Origin of the sequence: Rhizobium sp. 3T7, from assembly GCF_020166565.1 — a bacterium.
Classification (GTDB): domain Bacteria; phylum Pseudomonadota; class Alphaproteobacteria; order Rhizobiales; family Rhizobiaceae; genus Rhizobium.
The window spans coordinates 74,047-98,669 of record NZ_JAIQXS010000002.1 but is presented as its reverse complement, the minus strand read 5'-3'; the positions used below and the strand labels follow the sequence as shown (position 1 = coordinate 98,669).

Here is a 24,623-nt window from a genome sequence, read left to right as displayed (position 1 = left end):
TCACTTTTCCAGATTGAGGCGGATCGCAACCGATCGCGCATGCGCGTCCAGCCCTTCGGACACGGCGAGCGCGATGGCAGCAGGACCGAGCGTGCGCAGCTGCTCGGGTCCAAGCCGCAGGATCGAGGTGCGCTTGACGAAATCGAGCACGGAAAGACCGGAGGAAAACCGGGCCGAACGGGCCGTCGGCAGAACGTGGTTCGAGCCGCCGACATAGTCGCCGATGACTTCAGGCGTATGTGCACCGAGGAAGATCGCGCCGGCATTGCGGATACGAGGCAACAGCGCATCCGGATCGGCAACGGCAAGCTCTAGGTGTTCGGGCGCGATCCGGTTTGCCAACGGAATAGCGTCCTCCAGGGACTTCACGAGAATGATCGCGCCAAAGTCCCGCCAGCTTGCTGCAGCGGTCTCGGCGCGATTGAGCGTCTTCAGCTGCCGCTCGACGGCTGCTTCCACCAACTTCGCGAACTCGGCATCATCCGTCGCGAGGATCGCCTGCGCGCTCGCATCGTGCTCGGCCTGCGCAAGCAGATCAGAGGCGATCCAGTCCGGATTGTTGTCCTTGTCGGCGATAACAAGCACTTCCGAGGGACCGGCGATCATGTCGATACCGACAGTGCCGAAGACCTGCCGCTTGGCGGCGGCAACATAGGCATTGCCCGGGCCGGTAATCTTGGCAACGGGCGCGATGATCTCGGTGCCGTAGGCAAGTGCCGCGATGGCCTGCGCGCCTCCGACCCGGTAGATTTCGGTGACGCCCGCGAGCTTGGCGGCAGCAAGCACGGCCGGGTTGACGGCACCTCCTGTTGCGGGAACAGCAATGACGATGCGATCGACGCCGGCGACCTTAGCCGGCACGGCATTCATCAGCACCGAACTCGGATAGCTCGCGGTGCCGCCCGGGACATAAAGGCCGACCGCCTCGATCGCGGTCCATCGGGAACCGAGGCCGACGCCCATGTCGTCCTCGTAGATATCGTCCTTCGGCAGCTGACGGCGGTGATGCGATTCGATACGCAGGGCCGCAACCTTCAGCGCGCCGAGAACCTCTGATGGAACCGCTTCGACAGCCGCGTCGATCTCGGCTTCGGTCACGCGCATCGGCGTTACGGCAAAATCGATCCCGTCGAACCTCTTCGAATATTCGGCAAGCGCCACGTCGCCGCGGGCCCTGACATCATCGATGATGGCGCGGACTGCCGTGTTCACATCCTCGGAGACTTCGCGCTTGGTCGTCAGGAAGGCGGCAAACCGTTGCTCGAAGCCTTCCGATGCCTGATCCAGCCAGATTGCCAATGCGATATTCCTCTTTGATAACAGACGAACCAGATCTCAAGCGCCGGGATGACGCGGCTTCGATGCGGTTTCCCACGCCCCGCCGATATCCGCAAGCTGAACCTCGATGCATTCGACATCCAGCGCAATCGTTGCCGTGCCTGACAGCGCCAGCTCGACCGTGCCTTCCGGCCCCTCGCCTGTCTGCTCGAAGCGGATGGCAAGCAGCGACAAGACTTCGTCGCGGTTCTCGCGGTCAATTCCCGTCGAGCGCACCGCAAGCACGCGCTTGAAGACGACAGCCGCGCGGCGGCGTTCGAAACCCTTGCGCTTCTTGCCTGCTTCTTCCCACACGAAGCGGTTGACGGCGACTGAGAACTGACCCTCGCGCGGCGACCAGGCGATATCGGCGACCTTGAAGACGCTATCCTGCAAATGCGCGGAGACGACGGCAAGATCCTCGCTATCGAGTGCAACGAGCCTCAGATCAGTCATTCAGGCAAAACCCCATCGCCAATGCATCGCCGGAATGGCGATGCGTCTGACAACGGACATAAGGCGCGGCAACGCAATGCGCAACCGGGACAAAGGGTGAGTGACGCCCTTTTAGCTACTCGCTGACGCGCTCGACGATGGCGCCGCAGCGGGTGAGCTTTTCTTCCAGGCGCTCGAAGCCGCGATCGAGGTGGTAGACGCGGGAAACCATCGTCTCGCCTTCAGCGGCAAGGCCGGCGATCACGAGCGAAACGGAAGCGCGCAGATCGGTCGCCATGACGGGCGCACCCTTCAGCCGCGACACGCCCTCGATCTTCGCCGTCTGACCCGACAGCGAGATCTTCGCGCCGAGACGCGCCAGTTCCTGCACGTGCATGAAGCGGTTTTCGAAGATTGTCTCGGTGACATGCGAGATGCCGGTCGAGCGCGTCATCAGCGCCATGAACTGCGCCTGCAGGTCGGTCGGGAAGCCCGGGAACGGGTCGGTGACGATATCGACCGGCTTGATGCCGGCACCGTTGCGGCGGATGCGCATGCCGTTGTTGGTCGGCGAAATCTCAGCGCCGGCGCGGCGGAGCGTTTCCAGTGCCGTGTCGAGGAGCGCGGCATCGGTGTTCTCAAGCGTGACATCGCCGCCGGTCATCGCAACCGCCATGGCGTAGGTGCCGGTCTCGATGCGATCCGGCAGGACGCGGTGGCGCGCGCCGGAGAGCGAAGTGACGCCTTCGATCGTGATCGTGCTCGTGCCGGCGCCCGTGATCTTGGCACCCATTGCGTTCAGGCAGTTGGCGAGATCGACGACCTCAGGCTCGCGGGCAGCGTTGCCAATCACCGTTGTGCCGCGGGCAAGCGTCGCTGCCATCATCATCACGTGCGTCGCGCCGACCGAAACCTTCGGGAAGGTGTAGCGCGCGCCAATCAGGCCACCCTTCGGTGCGGTCGCGTTGACGTAGCCGCTGTCGATCTCGAGGTTGGCGCCCAGCGCCGCAAGGCCATCGAGGAACAGATCGACGGGGCGCGTGCCGATGGCGCAGCCACCCGGCAACGAGACGCGGCACTGGCCTTCGCGCGCCAGAAGCGGGCCGATAACCCAGAATGAAGCGCGCATCTTGGATACCAGCTCGTAAGGAGCGGTGGTATCGACGATGGTGCGGCAGGTAAAGTGAATGGTGCGCGAGTAGGCGTCTTCCTGGCGCTCGCGGCGGCCGTTGACGGCAACGTCGACGCCGTGATTGCCGAGGATGCGCATCAGAAGCTCGACGTCGGCCAGATGCGGCACGTTCTCAAGCGTCAGTGTATCGCTGGTAAGCAGCGAGGCGATCATCAGCGGCAGGGCGGCATTCTTGGCGCCGGAAATCGGAATGATGCCGTTAAGCTCATTACCGCCGACAATTCTAATACGATCCATGTGCGCTTACGGGCGATGCCCGCCTTTCTGAAAGGCTGTCTGTAAAAAGATGCGGGTGTTTAGACGAAATTAGCGGGGGCTTCAATTCGCCGTGAACGGAACATTACGATTCGTCCATTTTTGCGGCAGGCAGCCCATTCGTCTCATCCGCCTGCCCCGATCGGCGCGCACGGGTCTGCTGTTTGCGGCGGGACAAATTTTCACGAAGCTTTTCGGCGGCTCGCTCGCGGCGCAGTTTGGCCTGGCGCTCGATCTCCGCCTTGCGGCTGTGCCGGCCTTTTTCGGTGTTCTCGGTCATGTCGCAGGCTTACCCGAATTTGCGACAATTCAAAAGTGGCTCGACCTCAATCTCTACAAAGATGGAAATTGCGGCTTGCGCTTATCATGAAGCTGTGGCAATAGGCCCCCCGTTCACGCAATGCAGCCGCATCGGTTGCGCGTCTGGTCCTCGCTGCCGTAGCTCAGTGGTAGAGCACACCCTTGGTAAGGGTGAGGTCGGTGGTTCAATCCCACTCGGCAGCACCAGTTTTCCTCAATGAAATCAGATAGAAGATCGCCTCCGTCGCTCGGGCCGTATCACACAGATACGACACAAAAGAGCAACACATACCGCGAATTGTACGGCGAATCCGTGCATAATCCGTGCAGCTTGTTCTTTTATTGTTCTAACTTGCGGACGGACGGATGAGAGATTGCTGCTCATTTCGCTTGCTCGTTGGATGGCAAAGCTGCAGCGCGAGAGCGACCGGATAACGCGGGAGCTAAGTATTAGAAGTTCTGGCCAGCTACTCTCAGGTCAAAAATTGACCGAGAATTCGTCTAAGGCTGGTGGATAACCGTCTCGCGCGCCGATCCCATTTTGTCTTTAGACGGGCGCTTCCCCAAGGAGTTTCTGCTCTATGCTCAAAATAGGCTTGCCGCCACGGGTGCTTGCACCGGGTCGTGTTGGGCTTCGCATGCGTGAAATGAATGATTGCCGGGCTAGGATGCTCGCTTTCGCCAAGACAGTTCCACCGATAGTCCAGCTTTGCGAAACGGCCATTGATGACGATGTTTAGAACGTCTTGGTCGAAAGCTGGCAAGTTTTGGCTCGCGCGTTCTGCTGCCAGAGCAAGCGTTTTCTCGCTGATGTCTTCTCGCAACCATCTCTCAACATCGACGACAAGCACGCCCGAATTGAAGGTCTCGATATCGGACGCCAATCCGAGGCGAGCGGTCTCCTTAGCGCTTTTTCCACCCATCGCACCGATGGCATAGTTTCTCAGATCAATCTCAAACAGCGGGCTAACGCTGTCGACCACAAGCGTGTCCGCGTCCAGGTACAAGATCCGACCCGTCGTCACGCCAAGAGCTGGGGCATTAGCAATCTCGTGTAGATCGCACGGCTCCAGTTCGAATTGGTTTGGAGAGTGCGTATCCTGGCAGCATGGGGTTTTTCCAGATCGATGAATTCGACTGTTCGCGGATGGACGCATTTTGCAATATTAGACTTATCGCAAGAGCGTAGCCCGTCGCAGAAGACTACCAACCGAACATCCTCCGCGACATCTGTCGCTACCAAGGAATGCAGCATTACGCCCGCAAGTTCGACGAAGTGTCGATCTGTTGCGGTCGCGATGATTCGTTGCGCGGCACTCATGAGCCCGTGGACTTCCGAAAGACTGAACTGTCGGCTCGGTAGCGCTATTTAACGCTTTTGCAAAGCCTGCCAGTCTGGTGAGAGCCCAATATTCAGCTTCAAGGGCCGTTTCACTAAAGCGGCCACCTCGCCGAGCAACACTCGGCGAGGCTTTGAAACGCAGGACCGTTTTCACCCATCCCCTAATTCTGCATAAGACGGTTTACAGCATGAATGGGCCGCTTCGGTGGATATCGAACTCCGGAAAGTCGCTGAAACCGCTCTTCAGAACCGGTAGTGCGAGTACCGCACATGGTGAAGCTTGCGTCGCGCGTGCTGCCCGGACTCACATCAACAGGCGGCTACGATCCGGAATCGCTTTGTAACTTCCGCTAGGGTTCGCGGACCCCACGAAGTCGTTGGCTTGAAGACAATATGCCTGCATCAGGCGTCGAAGTGCCAGTCCTTCGTCGGACGGCATGACAGATAGTCCGACGCATCGAGATCCTGGATCATCTGCCTCAGCGTTCGGACAGTCTCCTCAAATGTCGCAAGCTTCGCATCGGTGACGTCCACTTTCTTGCCGGTGGCGTCGTCGACTTCGAGCCATCGATGCTGACCACTTCGCATGGATACGACCAGAGACACATACTTCTGGCATTCCGCATTCAGCACGTGCTTGAGGTCCTGCATCTCCGATCTCCAACGCTGATAGGGGCCAACTGACGTTGAGCCTTAATGGTTGCACAAAGCGCCGCATTCGGCCAGTTAAAAGTGCAGGTATCCGATCTGTCACCGCTCAAGGGGGAGATAACGCCTTACGGCGCGAAAGATCGGAAGTCACGGGAGGCCCATGAACACAGCGGTCGACCGGCACACGGCGCACCAGTTTTCTCATTTGCGGGGTCTGAAAATATCGCTAAAATGCCTTCAGTATGAGGCCTTCGGGAGGAACCAGGAGGCTGATCCATACGTTTTTGGCCTAAGCAATGGAGGAGCACGCCGATGGCCGTAGAGAAATGGAATGATCCTATTCATGTGGGATTTGAAAATACGGGCGCGCGCACGATCCTTGGTCCTCTAGACGCGCTGAAATGCCTGGCAGACCTTTGGCCAAGTGCTCGCGGATTGCGTTACCTCAAGGCAAGAAGCACATGCAGAGCCGCTCTTGATGGCCGCAAGACGGTCGAGGAGGCTCGCGCGGAGTTCGTCGCGGCGGCAGAGGAAGCAAAGCTGAAGGTCCATTGATCGGGCCTTCCTCCTCCGATCCCCGGCAGATTGTCGATAACCTGTCTCAGAATAGGGCGATAGTTTATTTTTTGGTTAACCCTTGGCCGCAATTGCTGTTACCACTGCGAGGAAGCTGATTGCCATTCAGGCACGTCCCTCAATAGAACATCGGCAGCCATCATGATGATGGTCAGAGGCTCGTCACCCTCTGCGAAAGCAGACGAGCCTCGATTGCAATGAGCCGTCTCACGCCGGCTTCAGACGCCTTTTCCCGATCTTGTCCAACACTTTGCGCCCGAGCTTCTGGCCCGGCCCTTCGATGCGAGTGAAACCGAGGTAAGCCAGTGCATAGGCCAGCGGCAGGAGGGCGGCCACGACGATCGCAAAGCGTACCGGCGCCGAAATCTCAGCCCCGAAATGCCTAATCATGAATGCGGCGATCGGCTGCAGCAGCAGCAGATGGATCAGGTAGACACCGAACGAAAGCTCGCCCAGCCAATGGCAGAAGCGGTTTCCCATGACTGACGAAACGCGGTCGCCGAGCCTTCCAATAAGACCAGGCAACAGATGGTAGTGCACCAGCGCGAAGAAGCCGATCACGAGAAGCACGCGGATAGCGACCTTCGTCGAGGTCATATCCCCGCCAATCGGAAGCATCACCAGAATGACAGCAAGCAAGCCATTCATGATGGTTTGCCGCTGCGACACGAACAAGCCGTTGGCGATCAGCATACCGCACAGGAAGACGTGCATCTTCAGCGGTAGGAAAGACGGCATCGGAAAATCGACATGCGCGGCCTGGATAGCCTTGGCGATGAAGAAGGCAGCAAGCGCAATGACGGCGGCGCCCGGCAGCCATCTGGTTTTCCGCAAAAGCAGCATCACAATCGGAAATGCCGCATAAAACTGCATCTCCAGGCCAAGACTCCAATCCGGCAACGGCGTGCGGAACGCGTAAGCCGGATGCAGCCCAAATAGAAAGCTTGCATGGATAAGGAGATTGCGCAGGCTGCCATCCAGATAGCGCTCAGGCAACTGCGGGCCATGCGCGAGGAAGGTGTCAATGACCATGCGGCTCTCATAGAGCTGCGGGCCCAACAGCAGCGCGATGCACAGCATCACATAATAGAGCGGCGCGATGCGGAAGAAGCGCTTCAGCCAGAAGCCGAACCAGGTGGACGGTTTCTCCCAGGGATTGGCTGTCTCGCGCAGCCGATAGTGAAAGACCATCAGGAAGCCGGACAGCATAATGAAGAGGTCAACGCCCAAATCCGGCGACGAAAGGATCGGAAGGTGCCAGCCTGTCAGTTGCAGGCTGTGGCCCACGAGCACCCAAAGGGCGGCTAGACCACGCAGCCCGTCGAGGCATCCGATCCGCTTGCTCTCAATGATCATCGGGTATCCTTCTGGTTGAGGCTCAGCTTCGCGGAAGCTAACGCAATGTGCTGCAACGCACAACGCACAACCAGAAAAGTTGATCGGCCCTGGCTGGGAGAGCGCGATCTTGGCTACCCTATTTCATAGAATTCCAAACGAAACGGGGACGATCAACAGCGACCGTCACTCTGCACTTCCAGATAGCCGACGCCGATAATGGTGCCGTCAAAAGACCGAATGAAGGATGGAACATAATGCGTTGTCGGCGCGGTGCAGGACACCGGCCCAGTATATTCGTTCATCGCCATCTCATCCTGCGGCAGAGCGGAATAGTCGCTCGTGAGTTCGAGCGAAGCCGAAGCTGGCGTGATAAAGGTCCCTATTGCCAGCGCGAACGCCGGCACTCCCAGTCGAAGAAGTCTTTGCATGCGCTTCTCCCGTGTTTTGATTACAAGCATTAACTAATGAAAAGCGTTTTTAGTTCCAGTGCCGCTGCTACTACTTTCGCACAGTTAACTCGTCGTATTTTCGATTTAGCTAAATTGTATGATTTTACATGACGGTAGGTGAACGCTTCGATGTGCGCAGCTGTATGCTGTATGTGTGCGACAAAACTGATGAGTTTTAAGTATTATATTTGGGGAGCCTGGCTAACGTCGCAACATCCGGCTGCGGACATAGCCCTTCCCCACGACGTCTTCAGCTATCTCAACGGCCCGCTCGACATGGCCTTTCTGCCGGACGAATCCCTCAAGAACGACGTAAGGTCCGAGGATCGACACGACGATTTCGCTGCTATCAATGTCATCGGCAGCGCTGAGGACGCTTTCGACCGAGGCGCGCGTTGATGCGACGTTGTGGCCTTGCCCGCAGGCGTCACCGTGATCTTCTGTCGTCTGAAATCGAAGCACCATGATCGCCTCCGTGTGGCGAAACCAGTTACTGACTAACGCCGGTGGGGAGTTTTAGTTGCACCGCATCAATCTATACTTTGAGGAATCTCGCAGTGACCATCGCACGCTACTTGGCGTCTCGACCTAGAGGGCCATATATACCAACGGTTTAGGGTAGGGGTTGCAACGATGAAAATTCTGCTTCCGACGATTCTATCGGTCGTGATGCTATCGGGCTGCACCACGGACAGTTCGACCGAGGTACAGCCGATCCCGGGCAGCATCACCTATGGCGGACAACCGCGCACGAAGCTGACGAAATCCCCGCCCGGCAGCGTCATCTACAATTCCTTCTACGACTCGACCGGCAGCAGGGTTAAGGAAACCTATATCCTCCAGCCGGATCGCACCCTGAAGCTGACGCGACGTGTTATCGTGCCCGATTTCCCCTCACGAAACGGTTCTTGACAGCGGCGCCCTTCGAGAACATTCAAGGAACGTCGAATATTTCCGCGGTGCGATTCTCCGCCGAAGCAACCGGACGGCTGAATGTATCTTGAAAAGCTCAATCCCCAGCAGCGCGCGGCCGTCGAATACGGCACGCTCACTGATGGCACCCACGTTGCCGGGCCGCTGCTCGTCATTGCCGGTGCCGGATCGGGAAAGACAAACACGCTGGCGCACCGCGTTGCCCACCTGATCGTCAAGGGCGCCGATCCGCGCCGGATCCTGCTGATGACGTTTTCCCGGCGTGCAGCCGCCGAGATGGCGCGCCGCGTCGAGCGCATCTGCACCCAGGTGCTGGGCAGCAATTCCGGCATCATGGCGGATGCACTTGCCTGGAGCGGGACGTTTCACGGGATTGGGGCTCGGCTCCTGCGTGACTATGCCGAGCAGATCGGCATCGACCCCGCCTTCACCATCCACGATCGCGAAGACAGCTCCGATCTGATGAACCTCATCCGGCATGAGCTAGGCTTCTCGAAGATGGAGAGCCGATTTCCAACGAAGGGCACCTGCCTTGCGATCTATTCACGCGTGGTCAATTCGGAAAGCGAGCTCAGCCTAGTGCTGCGCGACGCCTTTCCCTGGTGTTCGGCTTGGGAAAATCAGTTGCGGGAGCTCTTCGGCGCCTATGTCGAAGCCAAGCAGAACCAGAACATTCTCGATTATGACGATCTGCTCCTCTACTGGGCGCAGATGGTCAGCGAGCCGATCATCGCGGACGATATCGGCAGCCGTTTCGATCATGTACTGGTCGACGAGTACCAGGATACGAACCGCCTGCAGGCATCGATCCTGCTCGCATTGAAGCCCGGCGGGCAAGGCCTGACTGTCGTCGGCGACGATGCGCAGTCGATCTATTCCTTTCGCGCAGCCACCGTGCGCAACATCCTCGACTTCCCCTCGGCGTTCAGCCCGGCCGCCAATATCATCACGCTCGATCGCAACTACCGTTCAACCCAGACGATCCTCGCAGCGGCCAACGCAGTCATCGATCTTGCCTCGGAACGCTTCACCAAGAACCTCTGGACGGAGCGCCAGTCGGCCCAACGTCCAAGGCTCGTCACCGTGCGCGACGAAGCCGACCAAGCACGATACGTTGCGGACAAGGTGCTGGAGAATCGCGAAGAAGGCGTGAAGCTCAAGCAGCAGTCGGTGCTTTTCCGCGCCTCCCATCATAGCGGCGCGCTCGAGGTGGAGCTTTCCCGCCGCAACATTCCTTTCGTGAAATTCGGCGGGCTGAAGTTCCTCGACAGCGCGCACGTGAAGGACATGCTGGCCGCCCTGCGCTTCGCACAAAATCCGCGCGACCGCGTCGCCGGCTTCAGGCTGATGCAACTGCTTCCGGGCGTCGGCCCTTCGACCGCGCAGCGCGTCGTCGACCAGATGGCAGCGGATGCGAGCCCGATTCAGCTGCTTGCCGAATTGCCGGCTCCGCCCCGTTCCGGCGAGGATTGGACGGCCTTCGTTGCGATGCTGCAGGAGGTGAAGACAGGCAAGGCCGGCTGGCCGGCGGAGATCGGCCTCGTGCGCGAGTGGTATTCGCCGCATCTCGAACGCCTGCACGAGGACGCCTCGACCCGCCAGGCCGACCTTCTGCAACTCGAGCAGATCGCCGTCGGTTATCCTTCCCGCGAGCGCTTCCTGACCGAACTGACGCTCGACCCGCCGGATGCAACCAGCGATCAGGCCGGCGTGCCGCTGCTCGATGACGACTATCTAATCCTCTCCACGATCCATTCCGCCAAGGGGCAGGAATGGACGCGAGTGTTCATGCTGAACGTCGTCGATGGCTGCATCCCATCCGACCTCGCCGTTGGAACCCGCGCCGAGATCGAGGAGGAGCGGCGACTGCTCTACGTCGCCATGACCCGCGCCAAGGACAATCTCGACCTTGTCGTGCCACAACGCTTCTTCACGCACGGTCAGAACGCCCAGGGCGACCGGCATGTCTATGCGTCGCGCACCCGCTTCATCCCGGCGACACTGCTGCAGTTCTTCGAGGTGGTCGGCTGGCCGCAGGCCAGAACCGATGGCGGCGCGTCGCATCAGGCGCGACAGGTGCGTGTCGATGTTGGTGCACGCATGCGCGGCATGTGGCGCTAAGGCTTGTATTAGAGAGCGAGCGGCGGCTCCGGAGGCCGGAAGAAGGCATCGATGGCGGCCTGATCGACCGCCTCTGGTGTCGCCGGCATCCAGTGTGGATTACGATCCTTGTCGATAATGGCGGCACGTATGCCCTCGTAGAAATCCGGGCTTTTCAATATCTGCTGGCAGGCGCCGAGTTCGCGGTTCAGGCATTCGGCAAGGGTCCTGCTTTGCCGGCCCTGGCGCAGGAGACGAAGCGCAAGCTTCAGGCTGGTCGGGGAGCGCGTCTGGATGATCCGCAGCGTTTCGGCGGCAAAGTCGCCGGGCTCCTTTTGCAGCGCATGGGTGATTTCCTCGACAGTGCCGAAATGAAAGCTACGCTCGATAAGGTCTCTGTTGCTTTTGACGGCGCTCGTTCCCGGATCGCTGGATAGGTTCTTCAACACCGCCTCGACATCGCGCGGCCCCGCGTTTCGCGGCAGCTCTGCCAGCGTATCGACGATGTCAGGCAGCCGGAAGGAGGCGACGTGGTGGTCGGCCAGACCGGTATAGATGATATCAGCCGCGTCGATGGTCAGTCCCGTCAGCCCCATCAAGGTGCCGGCCTCGCCCGGCGCGCGCGGCAGCAGCCACGTCGCCCCGACATCCGGAAAATAGCCGATCCCGGTTTCCGGCATGGCAAGCTTGGTTCGTTCGGTCACGACGCGGTGGCGGCCATGCGATGACAGACCGACGCCGCCGCCCATGGTGATGCCGTCCATCAGCGCCACATAGGGCTTCGGAAAGGTCGCGATGCGGTGGTTCAGGCGAAACTCTTCGCGCCAGAAGGTCATGGCCAGATCGGTGCCAGTGCTGCCGCTTTCGTGCAGCGCGCGGATATCGCCACCGGCGCAGAAGCCACGCTCTCCTTCTCCCGATACGATCACGGTGGCGATATGGGCGTCCGCCGCGAAGTCGTCCATTGCAGCGGCAAAGGCGCGGACCATGTCGAGTGTCAGGCTGTTTAGCGCACGCGGTCGATTGAGGCGGATGATGCCGGCCGATGCGCGCCGTTCGACAATCACCTCACTGTGCTGAACCTCGTCCCGCATGCTGACCTCCTCGCTTCCACAGACATCGCTTCGCCGCAATCCGGTACCTCGCTTGGAGCGAACCGGCATTGCTGCGTGACGTCACCTTACCGCACTCGGCGGCATAGTCGATGGCCGCCGACGGAGGTCAAGGATTGCTTTGGGTCTCAGAACGACGCGGCGGCGAGCGCCCGGTGGAGACTCTGGAGGTCGTCGGCGCTGCGGTTGAGCAGAAACTGTTCCCAGTCGAGCGCGCTTTGAACGATCGTCTCCAGCGAATCGTACTTCGGCTTCCAGTCCAGAACGCGCTGAGCAAGGCCGGAGTCCGCGACGACGCTTGCGGCATCGCCCGGGCGTCTCGGTGCAATCTGTACCTTGAAGGAGTGCCCGTGCAGGCGCGTGACCATGTTGAGGACGTCGAGCACCGAATAGCCGGTGCCGTAGCCGCAATTGGCGACCAGCGAGCCGCTGCCACGGCGCAAATGCTGCAGCGCCCTCAGGTGAGCCTCCGTGAGATCGCTGACATGGATGTAGTCGCGCACGCCGGTGCCGTCATGGGTCGGATAGTCGATGCCGTAGACATGAACGCCGCCGCGTTTGCCAAGCGCGGCCTCGCAAGCGACCTTGATCAGGTGTGTTGCTCCTGACGTGGATTGGCCGCTGCGTCGGAGCGGATCGGCGCCGGCGACATTGAAGTAGCGCAGCGCGACGTAATCGAAATCGTAGGCTGCCGCAGCGTCCCGCAGCATGAATTCCGTCATCAGCTTGGACTGACCGTAGGGATTTTCCGGGTTGAGCGGCGCAGTTTCCTTCACCGGTTCGGATGTCTTTTGCGGCCCGTAGACGGCAGCAGTGGAAGAGAAGACGAAATGGCGAATGCCGGCGGTGATCGCGGCGCTCAACAGAGCCCGCGTCTTGCCGGAGTTATTGTCATAATAGGCAAGTGGATCGGCAACGGATACGGGCACGATCGCCGAACCGGCAAAATGGATGATGGCTTCGATGTCGTTCTCGATGAAGATCGTCTTCAAAACCTGGGCATCGGACACATCGCCGAGATAGAAGCGCGCGCGCGGCGAGACCGCCCAGCGAAAACCGGTCGAAAGATTGTCCAGGACAACGACGTCCTCGCCTGCATCCAGCAATGTCCAGACCATGTGGCTGCCGATATAGCCCGCGCCGCCCGTGACCAAAATTGCCATGTCCTGCATCCCCGTTTTCATACACGCGGGGTGCATCTGACGCCGTTTTTCCTTTCAGAATCTCCTACCGAATGCGCCCTCTGGGGCATCCGCGCCGGTAAGTTTGACGGCGTGGTTAGAGCCCGATTTCTACATCCGCTAGAATTTTATCGATGTGCCATTTCGGGGAGCTTCAGCGCCGTCGAAGCAATTCCGCAAGGTCTTCCCACAGGATCACTATCCCAATGGCGAACAATCCACCGGGAATCAGGAAATACAGGATTCTGACGGGATTGACGGTGAAGAACAGCAGGTACAGGAGGCCGTAGACCCCTGAGATTACGAGAACCGTTCCCAGAGCGAGGGAAATTATCTTCCTGACCAAGACCCACCCCCGAGCTAAACTCCTAAGGGAATTGCTACACCAAACATGCCCAAGCTGTATAGCCGGCACGTCTATGATCCGACCGTGGTTCGGAGGCCCGAGCAAGGAGACGAACCCCAACACGCGAATGGCACCTTCTTCCCTAGGAAGTCGCGTCGCCAAGACACTGGTCTCGTTCTTGGCCTCGGGACGGGGCGGACCCGCGCTGCGAGCCGGCGGATACGGGTTGAGAGACCTGCGCCTCAACCGGCTCGACAAAACTCATCTGACAATCCCGAAGTCGGATGACGTCGTAAAGCTGAATTAGCGTACCCCAGCAAGTTCAGGACTACCGCGACAGCAATTAGAAAAGATGGTAGCCTTCGTCACAGGTCGTCGCTCCGTTTCCGGAGAAAAGACATGGGCACTCTTGGGGAAAGACCTTCCATCGCGCCGCCGTCTTCGGTGGGACGGGCCATCATCAACGAAATCCATCATGCACCGGTTCTCGGGCTGATCGTTTTCGTGCCTGTCGTCATTCTTCTGGAATGGATTTTTCCCGATCGCCACACCCTGTTGTTCCTTGCTTCGGTCGTCGCGATCGTACCTTTGGCCGCACTCCTGAGCCGCGCAACCGAAGCGGTTGCGGCCAGGACCGGAGACGCAGTCGGCGGCTTACTCAATGCTACTCTCGGGAACCTGACCGAACTCGTGATCTCGCTCGCGGCTTTGCAGGCCGGTCAATATCTGTTGGTCAAGGCGTCGCTCGCCGGAGCGATCGTCACCAATACCCTGTTCATGCTGGGAGGTGCCTTCCTGCTCGGGGGGCTCAAGTATCATGTTCAGGAATTCAATCGGGTCAACGCCCGCTTTCAGGCCTGCCTCCTGTTCCTTGCGACGATTGCGGTCCTGGTCCCATCGCTGATCAGCGAGGTGGACCAGCCTCCCGCACTCGACGTATCCCAAAAGCTGAGCCTTGGATTGGCAATCCTTCTCATTGTCGTCTATGCGCTGGGTATGTTGTTTTCGTTGCGGACCCACCGCGAGCTTTTCGCAAGCGTGAGCCACGCGGGCAAAGACGAAAAACCGTGGCCGCTTGGCCTGAGCATCGTGCTATTGGTTATCGTGACGCTGCTAGTCGCGCTGGTCAGCGAGATATTCGTCGGTTCAGTTCAGGCCGCCGCCGAGCACCTCGCGATGACGCCGGCATTTGTAGGTTTCATTGTCGTAGCCCTGGTAGGTGCAGCCGCCGAGATGACCACCGCGTTTTCGGCTGCCCGTGCAAATCGCCTGGACCTCAGTGTCGGCATTGCGCTGGGCAGCGCGGCACAAATTGCCTTGTTTGTCGCGCCGATATTGGTGCTCGTCAGCTATTTCATCGGTCCGGAACCCATGACTTTGCAGTTTTGGCGGGGCGCGGTAACGATGATGATCGTCGCCACCTTGGCCGCCACCCTCTTGTCCAATGGCGGTCGTGGAGCCTGGTATGCCGGCGTCATGGCTCTGGCGCTTTATGCAATTTTCGCGTTCACGTTGTTTGTCTTGCCTCCCACGAATCCGTCGTGATGCCACTGCCTTCCGAAAGCGGCAATCACCTCAGCAAGCGGGTTCACGAGCGCGTCGTCGTTCACTGCCCGCCTTCGCATGCCGTCCGATAGTCTCGCGAAAGGACCGAAAATGACCCCTTATGTGGCCGAGATCCCGGAGCGCGGTATTTGTCGCCTTCGAAGCGGCGAACGATGTCGACGCGGAAACCCGGCTCGCCGACAGGACACTCCAGCGAGATCTCCGCGTGCTGCAAAACCAGGGCCGCTCGCATTGGGACGGCGTTTCGCAGATACGGCTAAGGGAACCGTCGCCGCGGGAGCTTGAGATTTGGCAGGGGGCGTCCGTTGCCGCGACGGCGGTCCTGGTGACTGAAAGCCTTCTCGGCCACGCTTTCCATAACGCAGCCCTGCGCAGCTGGACGTACTTGCTGTCAGGTACGGCAAGCATATCGCACGACTCGAAAGGCAAATGGCCATGGCGGTAAGCTCCAGGTCCCAAGCAAAACGAATGAGACGACTGTTCTTTGCCGCGCTGTTCCAGCAGGTTTCCATCCTCTGGCCTATCTTCTCCGGAATCCTTGTCATCATGGTCGGATCCGGCATTGTCATCGGACAGATCGAGGGTTGGCGGATCGGCGAAACCTTTTACTTCACCTTCATCACGGGTCTCACCATCGGCTACGGCGATCTTGCACCCAAGCATACCGTGGCGCGGATGCTCGCCCTACTGATCGGACTTTCCGGCATCGTCCTGACCGGCTTGGTTGCCGCCGCCAGCGTACAGGCGCTTAACGCGGCAGGTCGCGACAAAGCCGAGTAAAACGACGCCGCCCGCGGCACATGAGCTGCCGTGTAGGCGCGGGCAACCCAGCCGCAGATCCTATCAAAGCTTCAGGATGTAATCGCACAGTCTGTCGGCGGCCATCTGGATCTGCGCCGGATCGCGCAGGAAGCAGGCGCGCAGGAAGAGCTCGCCGCCCGGCCCGAAGGCCGTTCCCGGTGCCAATCCGACGCCGGTTTTGTCGACGATGTCGATGGCTGCCTTGCGGCTGTCTTTCACCCCGTCGATCTTCAGAAATGCATATAGCGCGCCATCCGGCTTCAACGTCTCGACACGGTTCGTGGCAATCAGCGCGTCGCAAAGGATGTCGCGGGAGCGCTTGGCCTTGTCGATGTTGGACCGCACGAATGCGTCGCCGTCGTTCAGGGCGGCAACCGCCCCTCGCTGCATGAACTGCGCCACGCCGGAGGTCGAATACTGGATGAGGTTTTCGAGCACCTGGCCGGTTTGCGGCGGGGCAACGATCCAGCCGACACGCCAACCAGTCATCGACCAGTTCTTCGAGAAGGAGTTGACGAACATCACCTTGTCGTCCGGCTCCATGACATCGAGGAAGGACGGTGCGCGGCCGCCGGCAAAGTAATAGCGCGCATAAATCTCGTCGGCCATGATCCAGAGATCATGCTTGCGCGCCAGCGCCAGGATGCCCACGAGGTCGTCCCTAGTTGCGGTCCAGCCGGTCGGATTGGACGGCGTGTTGATAAACAGCCCCTTCGTCTTCGGCGTGATTGCAGCCGCGATGCGGTCAAGATCGACCGCCCACCTGCCGCCCTCGAAAGTCAGTTGCACGCCGACCGAACGGGCGCCGGCAATTTCCAATGCGGCCGCAATGTTCGGCCAGGCGGGCGTCAGGTAAACGAGTTCGTCTCCAGGCGACGTCATAGCCTGCACGGCAATCTGGATCGCCTGCATGCCGGAACCGGTGACGTAGAAATGCTCGACAGGCAGGGTGATGTCGAAATGCCTGGCGTAGTAGTCCGACAGCGCCTGGCGCAGCTCCGGGATGCCGCGCTGATAGGTATAGAAGGTCTCACCGCCTGACAGCGCGTCAATCGCCGCCTTGTTGATGAAATCAGGCGTCGAGAGATCTCCCTCGCCGACCCAAAGCGGCAGAAGGCCATCGCGGCCACGGGCATAATTGACGACTTCGACGATTCCACTTTCGGGCGCCAGAACGGCACGCGGGCTAAGGCTGCTGACAATCGACATGCATCACTCCGGTTTTCGCCTACATAAAGCAAACGCGGCGGCAAATCCCATGACAATCGGTGATGCGATATCGATTTTCGTGATGATTGGTCCCGCCGCAACGGCAGAACCAATTCTTAAACTCACGCGGGACGCTTGGCCAGCAGGTCGCGGATTTCCGTCAGCAGCGCCACATCGGCCGGCGGTGCGGCCGCCTCTTCGTTGGCCTCCTTGATCTTCAGCTGCCTGTCCACCTGCTTCTGCAGCGTATTCACGCCCTTGACCATCAGGAAGATGATCCATGCAAGGATGAGAAAGTTGATCAGCACCGTGATGAAGCTGCCATAGGCCAGAACCGCACCCTGCTGGCGCGCGGCGCCCAGGGTCTGTGCGTTCACATTGGAAGACAGGCCGATGAAGTAGTTCGAGAAGTCGAACCCACCAAACACGGCACCGACGATCGGCATGATGACATCGTCCACCAGCGACTTGACGATGCCGCCAAAGGCACCCCCGATGATAACGCCGACAGCAAGGTCCATGACATTGCCGCGGGCGATAAATGCTTTGAACTCATTGAGCATTCGATCCGTCTCCCTCTGATGCAGTCGCACTGACAGGTCATTGTTTTCATTAGCTACATCTTCGATGCAATTATTCAATCGCCAATTACAATTTATCACCGTCCTCAGCGGTCTTTGACTTAAGGCCTAGAGCCCACCCGATGTTCAAAGCTTTGAAATTACCCTAATCTTGGAATTCCAAGAGACCGGCGCCGAAGCGCTGGTGGAGGTTCGATGCTGCCAGGCTGGGTCATAGTCGCATCTGCTTTCGGCTATCTGCTGTTGCTCTTTGCAGTGGCGAGCCATGGCGATCGCAGGCGCCGGATGTTCGGCACGCCACCAGGCGGGCGACCGGTCGTCTATGCATTCAGTCTTGCGATCTACTGCACGTCCTGGACCTATTTCGGCGGCGTCGGGTTGGCATCGCAGCGCGGACTGGAATTCCTTGGCATTTATATCGGGCCAATCCTCGTCTTCACGCTCGGCATGCCGCTGCTGCGACGGATCATCGAGCTTGCCAAGGCCGAGAAGCTGACATCGGTCGCCGACTTCATTTCCGCGCGCTATGGCAAGAACCCGACCGTCGCGACCATCGTGGCGCTGATTTCGCTCGTCGGCGCCATTCCCTACATCGCGCTGCAACTTAAATCGGTATCGAGTACGGTAACGGCGATGCTCAACCCGTCGGATTACGGCATCGGCAGCGGCAATCTCTATTTTCTCGACCTGCCGCTGCTCGTAACGCTCGTACTCGCCTGCTTCGCGATCATGTTCGGCACACGCCACACGGATGCGACGGAGCACCAGGACGGATTGATCCTCGCCATTGCCATGGAGTCCGTCGTCAAGCTTTTCGCCTTCCTCACGGCCGGCGTCTGCGTCATCTGGTTCCTGTTCGATGGGCCCTCCGACCTCTGGGAAAAGGCGGCCGAGAACAAGCTCGTGCTCTCAGCGCTACACTACCAGACGCCGATCAGCCGCTGGGTCACGCTGATTCTGCTGTCGGCCTTCGCCATCATCATGCTGCCAAGGCAATTCCACGTCACGGTTGTCGAGAATAGAACGTCGCGTGAGCTTCGACTCGCCGGCTTGCTGTTCCCGCTTTATCTCGTCGCCATCAATCTCTTCGTGCTGCCAGTGGCGATCGGCGGCCTGCTGACGTTCGGCGGCAGCGGCAACGCAGACCTCTACATGCTCTCGCTGCCGCTTGCCGGGCAGATGCCGGTCGTCTCGCTGATCACGTTCATCGGCGGCTTTTCAGCCGCGACGGCGATGGTGATCGTCGCGTCGGTCGCGCTGTCAATCATGGTGTCAAACGACATCATCATGCCGATCTTCCTGCACCGAAAGCTGACCGACCGTACAGGACAGCGCAACGATTTCGCCAAGACGCTGCTCAACGTCAGGCGCAGCGCGATCTTCGCGGTGCTGCTGCTCGGCTATGCCTATTACCGGTCGACAGACAGCACAACGGGACTAGCCTCGATCGGCCTCCTTTCCTTCGCCGCAATTGCGCAGATGGCGCCAGCCCTTTTCGGCGGCCTTGTCTGGCGGCAAGCCAACGCGCGTGGCGCCATCCTCGGGCTGACATCGGGCTTCGTGATCTGGGTCTACCTGCTGTTCCTGCCCTCGCTTGGCGGACCGGACTATTCGGGCGTTGCAAGCGCGGTGCTCGGCTTCATCTTTCCCGGCACGACGATCTTCACGGGTGACGCTACTGATCCGCTGGTCAACGCCACGGTGATGAGCCTGCTCGTCAATACGGCCTTCTTCATCATCGGTTCGGTGACCCGCAATGCGCGACCGCTCGAACGCATCCAGGCCGGAATCTTCGTCAAGCGGCAGTCCCGTACGCAGTTTGCGACGCGCGGCTGGAAGACCCGCATCAGCGTCGGCGATCTGAAGGCAACGGTCTCGCGCTATCTTGGCGAGGAGCGCATGAAACGGTCATTCCAGACCTACCAGCAAAATTCGGGCCGCGGTCTTGAGGATGACCAGCCGGCCGACATGGCGCTCATTCACTTTACCGAACAGTTGCTCGGCAGCGCCATCGGCTCCTCGTCGGCCCGGCTCGTGCTGTCGCTGATCCTTCAGAAGGTGGAAGACGCCTCCGCCGATACCGCCTGGCTGCTCGACCAGGCAAGCGAGGCGCTGCAATATAACCAGGACATGCTGCAGACCGCGCTGTCGCAGATGGACCAGGGCATCGCGGTCTTCGACAGCTCGAACAACCTGACGATCTGGAACCGGCGTTTCAGGCAGTTGCTCGACCTGCCGGAGAATGCCGGACAAGTGGGTTTCCCGCTTGCCGACATCGTGGCAATCCTCAGCCAGCGCGGCGATATTCCGGCCGGCGAAGTCAACCAGACCGTTCGCCACTTCCTGACGCTGGACAAGCCGTTCGCACTGGTGCTTGGCGGTGGCGAGCGCATCATCGAAGTCCGCTCCAATGCCATGCCGGATAAGGGCATCGTCGCAACCTTTACCGACATCAGCCAGCGGGTCGCCGCCGACCGAGCCCTGAAGCAGGCGAACGAAACCCTGGAACAGCGCGTCGCCGAACGCACGGCAGAGCTCACCCGCGTCAACCACGAACTCGGCGAGGCGCGGGCGGCGGCGGATGAAGCCAGCCTCGGGAAGACCCGCTTCTTCGCCGCCGCCGGCCACGACATCCTGCAGCCGCTCAATGCCGCCCGGCTCTATTCCTCGGCGCTGGTCGAGCGCATGGGCCAATCCGAAAGCAGTGCGATCGTTCGCAACATCGATTCCGCGCTGGAGTCGGTCGAGACCATCCTTGGCGCCGTGCTTGATATTTCGCGGCTTGACACCGGAGCCATGCGGCCGCGCCTCGCCTCCGTGCCGCTTTCCGATCTGCTGGAGCGAATCCAGACCGACTTCGCGCCGATCGCCCGCGAGAAGAAGCTGAAGCTGGTGGTGATGCCCACCTCGCTGCGAGTTCGCTCCGACCCCAACCTGCTTCGCCGCCTGGTGCAGAACCTCGTCTCCAACGCGATCAAATACACGATCGACGGCAAGGTGCTGGTCGGCGCGCGCCGGCGCGGAAGCCAGGTCGTCATTCAAGTGATGGATTCTGGGATCGGCATTCCGCCGTCGAAGTTCCGGACCGTCTTCAAGGAATTCGCCCGGCTTGACGAAGGCGCCAAAACGGCCTCCGGTTTGGGGCTCGGCCTCTCGATCGTCGATCGTATCGCGCGCGTCCTCAACCATACGGTGGAACTGCACTCAACACACGGCAAGGGCACGGATTTCCGGATCGTCATGCCGCGTGATGCCTCGCGGCTTGCCGAGCGCGTTGGCGCTGCCCAACCGGTGGAGCATTCGGCGCAGAGCCTCAAGGGACTGAAGGTCCTGTGCGTCGACAACGAGCCGCATATTCTGGAAGGCATGCAGCTCCTGATCAGCGGCTGGGGCTGCGAGGTTCGATGCCTGGACTCGCTACGGGCGGTCCGCGCGCTTGATGCGCGCCAAGCACCGCCCGACGTGATTATCGCCGATTATCACCTTGGCGACGGCACCGGCATTTCTGCCATCGTCACGCTCCGGGAACGGTTCACGGCGTTCATTCCGGCCCTCGTCGTGACGGCAGACCGCACACCCGAGGTTCGTGCCGAAGCCGAGCGGCACGGTATCGGCATCCAGCACAAGCCCGTGCGTCCGGCAGCGCTGAGGGCCTATATCACACAGATTTCCGCTCAGAAGCGTGCGGCGGCGGAGTGACGTTCATGTCCTTTGTCATCACGTCGGCCACGAGGCTGCGCACCCGTTCTGCGCTCGGCACGTCTCCGAACAGAATGCGGTAGATAATCGGCGCAACGACCTGATCCATCACGGCATCGACCGGCGGAAAGCTTTCGCCGCGTGCAAGCGCCCACTCGCTCAGCAGTTCCATCTGCTCGCGGGTGAAGGCGCAGCACTTGCAGGCGTTGGCATTGTCTTGCGCGGCCAGCACGTCGCGGATCATCTCGCGTCCGACGCCGGAGGACATTTCTTCGGCAAATTGTTCCGCCCAGGCTTCGAGGTCTCCCCTGCCGCTGCCAGTGTCGATCGGCTGCATATCGGGGCGCAGGCGTTCGACCGCCACGTCAGCCAGTAATTCCTGCAGGTCGCCCCAGCGACGGTAGATCGTCGATGGGGTGACGCCGGCCTTTGCGGCAATCAGCGGGATCGTGACATCCGCGCGCTCCATGCCCGAAAGCAATTCGCGGACCGCCTGATGCACCGAAGCCTGCACCCTGGCACTGCGGCCACCCGGCCGGAGATTTTCCTTTGCTGCCATTTCTAACGTCCTGTCTTCCTGCCCGGCGCATGGTTCAAAATCTTTGACCGTTCCATTAACGCAAATTATTTGCTTTTAGTGTCGGATCGACCTACATGGCTAACGCAACGAATTAGCTTTAAGAGGCTTATATATGTTCCGCGCCGCCAATTCCACAACGACCTCGTGCAATCCGATCCCTTTCCACGCGATCACGCTCGCGACCTTCTTCGGCGCTTCGGCAGCGCCTACGCCGCTCTACCGGATCTATCAGGAAAACCTCGCGCTCTCTCCGGTGCTGATCACGGTAATCTTCGCGGTCTATGCCTTCGCGCTTCTTGCCGCATTGCTCATCGCCGGCTCGATCTCCGACCACCTTGGCCGCAAGCCGGTGATCTTCACGGCCCTCGTCATGGAGATCATCGCCATGGCGCTGTTCGTCGTTGCAAGCGGCCCAGGCTGGTTGATTGCTGCGCGGATCGTGCAGGGCCTGGCGACGGGCATCGCCGGCGCGTCGATCGGCGCAGCGCTCGTCGACGTCGACCGCGCGAAGGGACAGCTCGTCAACTCCATCGCACCGCTCTCAGGCATGGCGGTTGGCGCCATCGGCACCAGCGCCTTGATCCAGTACGGACCTTTCCCGCTTCACCTCGTCTACGCCATCCTGCTCGCTGCCTTCGTCGGACAGGCCGGCGCCATCTGGGCGACCCGCGAGACCGGCGGCCGGCGGCCGGGATTCTGGAACTCCCTGAAGCCGACGATTTCGATCCCACCGCAGGTCAAGCGCCCGCTCACCCTGGTCACGCCGATCAACATCGCAAATTGGACGCTCGGCGGCTTCTACCTCTCGCTGGTCCCCTCGCTGGTCGCCAGCACAACCGGCAGCCGGGCGCCGCTGACGGGCGGAGCGATCGTAACGGCGCTGATGGTCTCGGGCGCGGTTGCGGTCTATCTCAGGCGCGTCAAGTCCGGTGCGGCCAACCTCGGTTTCGGCACGACCGCGACCACGCTTGGCATTCTGACCGTCGTCGCCGGCGTCCACCTCGGCAACGTACCGCTGCTGCTCGTCGGCACGCTCCTGACGGGCGCCGGGTTCGGCACAAACTTCCTTGGTTCGATCGGCACGATCATGCCGCTTGCCAAGGCCGACGAACGCGCCGGTCTGTTGTCCGCTTTTTATATCCAGAGCTATCTGGCTTTCAGCCTCCCGGCCATCCTCGCCGGCTTTCTGGCCAAATCGCTTGGCTACCAGCTGACCACTGACCTTTATGCAACGGCGATCATTCTGGTGACGGGAGCCGGACTGCTCGGCCTCCGCGCCGAACGCAGCAGGGCTGCAAGGCTGCCGGCTTGAACTAGAGGTAGCTCGTCACCGCTGGCTCGTTCCACCAGTTGTCGTGGCGTCCATCCATGTAGCGGATGGGCAGCGCAGCAAGCTCCTCTGGCGATATGTCGTCGAGGCAGGCGATGTTGATCGAAACATAGTCCCCGCCAATCTCGGGAATATGCCCGTGCCCGTAGGCGTGCAGGCCGCATGTCGGGCAGAAGCGGTGGTGGCCGCTCATCGTTGCGAACTGATAGTCAGCGGCCGCCGTCTCCTCGCATTGCAGACGGAAATCCTCCGGCTTCACGACCGCGCCCCAATAGCGCCGCTTGCCGCAGACCGAGCAATTGCAGCGGCCGGTGCCGGCCTGGAGATCGGCATCGACCTCGTAGCGGATTTTGCCGCAGTGGCAGCTGCCCGTGTAGGTCTTTTTCATGGAAATTCCTCCTCCGGCCCTTTGCAAGGGTGTCCGATCATGACAATATGTTGTCATGCTTGACGAAATACACAGACGACAACATGTTGTCAAACAAAATCGCCCGAAGCGGACTGCCGAAGGCGATGCCTTCTCGCTGTTTGCTATCACCGCATTGCGGCTCGCAGGCCGGCTGACCGCCGCCGGCGACGACTTGGCGAGGCCGACCGGGCAGACGAGCGCTCGCTGGCAGGTGCTTGCAGGCGCGCGAGGCGGCGCGCATTCCGTGGCGCAGATCGCCCGGCTGCTCGGGGTTTCCCGGCAGGGCGTCCAACGGCTGGCGGATACGCTCGAAGGTGACGGGCTGATCAGCTATGTCGACAACCCGCAGCATCAGCGCGCCAAACTGGTAAAGTTGACTGATGAAGGCGAAACCCGCCTCGCCGCGATCGAGATAGCGCAGGCGCAGTGGGCCGACAGGCTCGGGCAGTCGTTCACGTCAGCCGAAATCGATGCGGCCCGAACCGTCATGACCAGACTGATCGAAACTCTCGACGCGGAAACCGGCAAGGCATAGGCCGGCTATGGCGGCTCGTCGGCCTGAAGCAATTGACCTATGGATATCTCATGGAAAGGACGCGAGCAGTCGCCGGGTTCGCCCCTAAGCCGGCGGCTATCGTATATAGAGCAACGCAAGATTAGGCGCCGTGGCCAGCCTGCGGCCCATCGGAATTCACATTGGCTGCATGCGCTTCAAGGATGGCGGCGGCTATGACTTTCTGAAGCTCGTAGACCAGTGTGCGTGACCGCTTGCGATCCAGATCCTGCGCCGCCTTCGCAAGATTCAATCCCTCGTTGAGGACTATATGGTGAGCTCGCGTCAGCGCCCAACTCTCAATATCAAGACCTATCATTCGGAATCTCCGCCAAATCATTCAGCATCAACGACATTCACCGAATCAC

At 60.3% G+C, this 24,623-nt stretch carries 25 protein-coding genes and 1 tRNA gene; 9 read left to right on the top strand and 17 right to left on the bottom strand.

The features are described 5' to 3' along the window. The 4 genes from hisD to K9B32_RS03245 all read right to left on the bottom strand — a co-directional run bounded on the left by hisD (position 1) and on the right by K9B32_RS03245 (position 3,479). Complete coding sequence (hisD, locus tag K9B32_RS03260; protein ID WP_224560452.1) at positions 1 to 1,299, bottom strand: histidinol dehydrogenase; 1,299 nt, start codon at positions 1,297 to 1,299, stop codon at positions 1 to 3. Positions 1,300 to 1,335: 36 nt separating this feature from the next. Next, the gene (locus K9B32_RS03255; protein ID WP_224560451.1) at positions 1,336 to 1,773 is read right to left on the bottom strand and encodes a DUF2948 family protein; all 438 of its coding nucleotides are present in this window, start codon (positions 1,771 to 1,773) and stop codon (positions 1,336 to 1,338) included. A gap of 115 nt (positions 1,774 to 1,888) precedes the next feature. Next, complete coding sequence (murA, locus tag K9B32_RS03250) at positions 1,889 to 3,181, bottom strand: UDP-N-acetylglucosamine 1-carboxyvinyltransferase (RefSeq protein ID WP_224560450.1); 1,293 nt, start codon at positions 3,179 to 3,181, stop codon at positions 1,889 to 1,891. A gap of 103 nt (positions 3,182 to 3,284) precedes the next feature. Then, positions 3,285 to 3,479, bottom strand: a complete 195-nt coding sequence (locus tag K9B32_RS03245; RefSeq protein ID WP_224560449.1) for a hypothetical protein — start codon at positions 3,477 to 3,479, stop codon at positions 3,285 to 3,287. 152 nt (positions 3,480 to 3,631) lie between these two features. Here K9B32_RS03245 and K9B32_RS03240 point away from each other — a divergent pair. Beyond that, a tRNA-Thr gene (locus tag K9B32_RS03240) sits at positions 3,632 to 3,706 on the top strand. A 266-nt stretch (positions 3,707 to 3,972) separates the two neighbouring features. Here the strand turns inward: K9B32_RS03240 and K9B32_RS03235 are convergent. Both K9B32_RS03235 and K9B32_RS03230 read right to left on the bottom strand, forming a co-directional pair. Then, positions 3,973 to 4,656 (bottom strand): glycosyltransferase family 8 protein, encoded by a 684-nt coding sequence (locus K9B32_RS03235; protein ID WP_224560448.1) that lies wholly within the window; start codon positions 4,654 to 4,656, stop codon positions 3,973 to 3,975. Positions 4,657 to 5,243: 587 nt separating this feature from the next. Next, entirely contained in the window at positions 5,244 to 5,492 is a 249-nt protein-coding gene (locus K9B32_RS03230) for a hypothetical protein (RefSeq protein ID WP_007796446.1), read from the bottom strand. 312 nt (positions 5,493 to 5,804) lie between these two features. Between K9B32_RS03230 and K9B32_RS03225 the strand changes: the two genes are divergently transcribed. Then, on the top strand, positions 5,805 to 6,047 hold the full coding sequence (locus tag K9B32_RS03225) for a DUF982 domain-containing protein (protein WP_224560447.1): 243 nt from the start codon (positions 5,805 to 5,807) through the stop codon (positions 6,045 to 6,047). A 228-nt stretch (positions 6,048 to 6,275) separates the two neighbouring features. Here K9B32_RS03225 and K9B32_RS03220 read toward each other — a convergent pair whose 3' ends face one another. The 3 genes from K9B32_RS03220 to K9B32_RS03210 all read right to left on the bottom strand — a co-directional run bounded on the left by K9B32_RS03220 (position 6,276) and on the right by K9B32_RS03210 (position 8,320). After that, complete coding sequence (locus K9B32_RS03220) at positions 6,276 to 7,424, bottom strand: acyltransferase family protein (RefSeq protein ID WP_224560446.1); 1,149 nt, start codon at positions 7,422 to 7,424, stop codon at positions 6,276 to 6,278. Between the two features lie 152 nt (positions 7,425 to 7,576). Continuing rightward, positions 7,577 to 7,834 carry a hypothetical protein gene (locus K9B32_RS03215; protein ID WP_224560445.1) on the bottom strand — a complete coding sequence of 86 codons (258 nt, stop codon included), beginning with the start codon at positions 7,832 to 7,834 and terminating at the stop codon, positions 7,577 to 7,579. A 222-nt stretch (positions 7,835 to 8,056) separates the two neighbouring features. Then, positions 8,057 to 8,320 (bottom strand): BON domain-containing protein, encoded by a 264-nt coding sequence (locus tag K9B32_RS03210; protein ID WP_224560444.1) that lies wholly within the window; start codon positions 8,318 to 8,320, stop codon positions 8,057 to 8,059. 168 nt (positions 8,321 to 8,488) lie between these two features. Between K9B32_RS03210 and K9B32_RS03205 the strand changes: the two genes are divergently transcribed. Together K9B32_RS03205 and K9B32_RS03200 are read left to right on the top strand one after the other, a co-directional pair. Next, the gene (locus K9B32_RS03205; RefSeq protein ID WP_224560443.1) at positions 8,489 to 8,767 is read left to right on the top strand and encodes a hypothetical protein; all 279 of its coding nucleotides are present in this window, start codon (positions 8,489 to 8,491) and stop codon (positions 8,765 to 8,767) included. Positions 8,768 to 8,848: 81 nt separating this feature from the next. After that, positions 8,849 to 10,909, top strand: coding sequence for an ATP-dependent helicase (locus K9B32_RS03200; RefSeq protein ID WP_224560442.1), 2,061 nt, complete (start codon positions 8,849 to 8,851; stop codon positions 10,907 to 10,909). 8 nt (positions 10,910 to 10,917) lie between these two features. Here K9B32_RS03200 and K9B32_RS03195 read toward each other — a convergent pair whose 3' ends face one another. From K9B32_RS03195 to K9B32_RS03185, 3 genes are all read right to left on the bottom strand, one after another. Beyond that, positions 10,918 to 11,982, bottom strand: coding sequence for an enoyl-CoA hydratase/isomerase family protein (locus tag K9B32_RS03195; protein ID WP_224560441.1), 1,065 nt, complete (start codon positions 11,980 to 11,982; stop codon positions 10,918 to 10,920). 146 nt (positions 11,983 to 12,128) lie between these two features. Then, the gene (gene galE / locus K9B32_RS03190; RefSeq protein WP_224560440.1) at positions 12,129 to 13,163 is read right to left on the bottom strand and encodes a UDP-glucose 4-epimerase GalE; all 1,035 of its coding nucleotides are present in this window, start codon (positions 13,161 to 13,163) and stop codon (positions 12,129 to 12,131) included. 172 nt (positions 13,164 to 13,335) lie between these two features. Beyond that, positions 13,336 to 13,527, bottom strand: a complete 192-nt coding sequence (locus tag K9B32_RS03185; protein ID WP_224560439.1) for a hypothetical protein — start codon at positions 13,525 to 13,527, stop codon at positions 13,336 to 13,338. Between the two features lie 399 nt (positions 13,528 to 13,926). Here K9B32_RS03185 and cax point away from each other — a divergent pair, with 399 nt between their 5' ends. After that, positions 13,927 to 15,072, top strand: a complete 1,146-nt coding sequence (gene cax, locus K9B32_RS03180) for a calcium/proton exchanger (RefSeq protein ID WP_224560438.1) — start codon at positions 13,927 to 13,929, stop codon at positions 15,070 to 15,072. Positions 15,073 to 15,561: 489 nt separating this feature from the next. Further along, positions 15,562 to 15,873: a potassium channel family protein gene (locus tag K9B32_RS03175; RefSeq protein ID WP_224560437.1), complete on the top strand. Its 312-nt coding sequence runs from the start codon at positions 15,562 to 15,564 to the stop codon at positions 15,871 to 15,873. A gap of 63 nt (positions 15,874 to 15,936) precedes the next feature. On the opposite strand, the gene K9B32_RS03170 is transcribed toward K9B32_RS03175, so the two are convergent. Beyond that, the gene (locus tag K9B32_RS03170; protein WP_224560436.1) at positions 15,937 to 17,103 is read right to left on the bottom strand and encodes a pyridoxal phosphate-dependent aminotransferase; all 1,167 of its coding nucleotides are present in this window, start codon (positions 17,101 to 17,103) and stop codon (positions 15,937 to 15,939) included. Between the two features lie 122 nt (positions 17,104 to 17,225). Continuing rightward, complete coding sequence (mscL, locus tag K9B32_RS03165) at positions 17,226 to 17,666, bottom strand: large conductance mechanosensitive channel protein MscL (RefSeq protein ID WP_224560435.1); 441 nt, start codon at positions 17,664 to 17,666, stop codon at positions 17,226 to 17,228. 213 nt (positions 17,667 to 17,879) lie between these two features. Here mscL and K9B32_RS03160 point away from each other — a divergent pair, with 213 nt between their 5' ends. Beyond that, the gene (locus K9B32_RS03160; protein WP_224560434.1) at positions 17,880 to 21,383 is read left to right on the top strand and encodes a PAS-domain containing protein; all 3,504 of its coding nucleotides are present in this window, start codon (positions 17,880 to 17,882) and stop codon (positions 21,381 to 21,383) included. Here the strand turns inward: K9B32_RS03160 and K9B32_RS03155 are convergent. After that, entirely contained in the window at positions 21,343 to 21,942 is a 600-nt protein-coding gene (locus tag K9B32_RS03155) for a TetR/AcrR family transcriptional regulator (RefSeq protein ID WP_224560433.1), read from the bottom strand. The two genes, K9B32_RS03160 and K9B32_RS03155, sit on opposite strands and share 41 nt — an antisense overlap. A 133-nt stretch (positions 21,943 to 22,075) precedes the next feature. Here K9B32_RS03155 and K9B32_RS03150 point away from each other — a divergent pair, with 133 nt between their 5' ends. Next, the gene (locus tag K9B32_RS03150) at positions 22,076 to 23,275 is read left to right on the top strand and encodes an MFS transporter (RefSeq protein ID WP_224560432.1); all 1,200 of its coding nucleotides are present in this window, start codon (positions 22,076 to 22,078) and stop codon (positions 23,273 to 23,275) included. A 1-nt stretch (position 23,276) separates the two neighbouring features. On the opposite strand, the gene K9B32_RS03145 is transcribed toward K9B32_RS03150, so the two are convergent. Next, positions 23,277 to 23,681 (bottom strand): GFA family protein, encoded by a 405-nt coding sequence (locus K9B32_RS03145; RefSeq protein WP_224560431.1) that lies wholly within the window; start codon positions 23,679 to 23,681, stop codon positions 23,277 to 23,279. A gap of 55 nt (positions 23,682 to 23,736) precedes the next feature. On the opposite strand from K9B32_RS03145, the gene K9B32_RS03140 reads away from it, so the two are divergent. After that, positions 23,737 to 24,237 (top strand): MarR family winged helix-turn-helix transcriptional regulator, encoded by a 501-nt coding sequence (locus K9B32_RS03140; RefSeq protein WP_224560430.1) that lies wholly within the window; start codon positions 23,737 to 23,739, stop codon positions 24,235 to 24,237. Positions 24,238 to 24,358: 121 nt separating this feature from the next. Here K9B32_RS03140 and K9B32_RS03135 read toward each other — a convergent pair whose 3' ends face one another. After that, positions 24,359 to 24,574, bottom strand: coding sequence for a hypothetical protein (locus K9B32_RS03135; protein ID WP_007796382.1), 216 nt, complete (start codon positions 24,572 to 24,574; stop codon positions 24,359 to 24,361). Positions 24,575 to 24,623 lie beyond the last annotated feature (49 nt).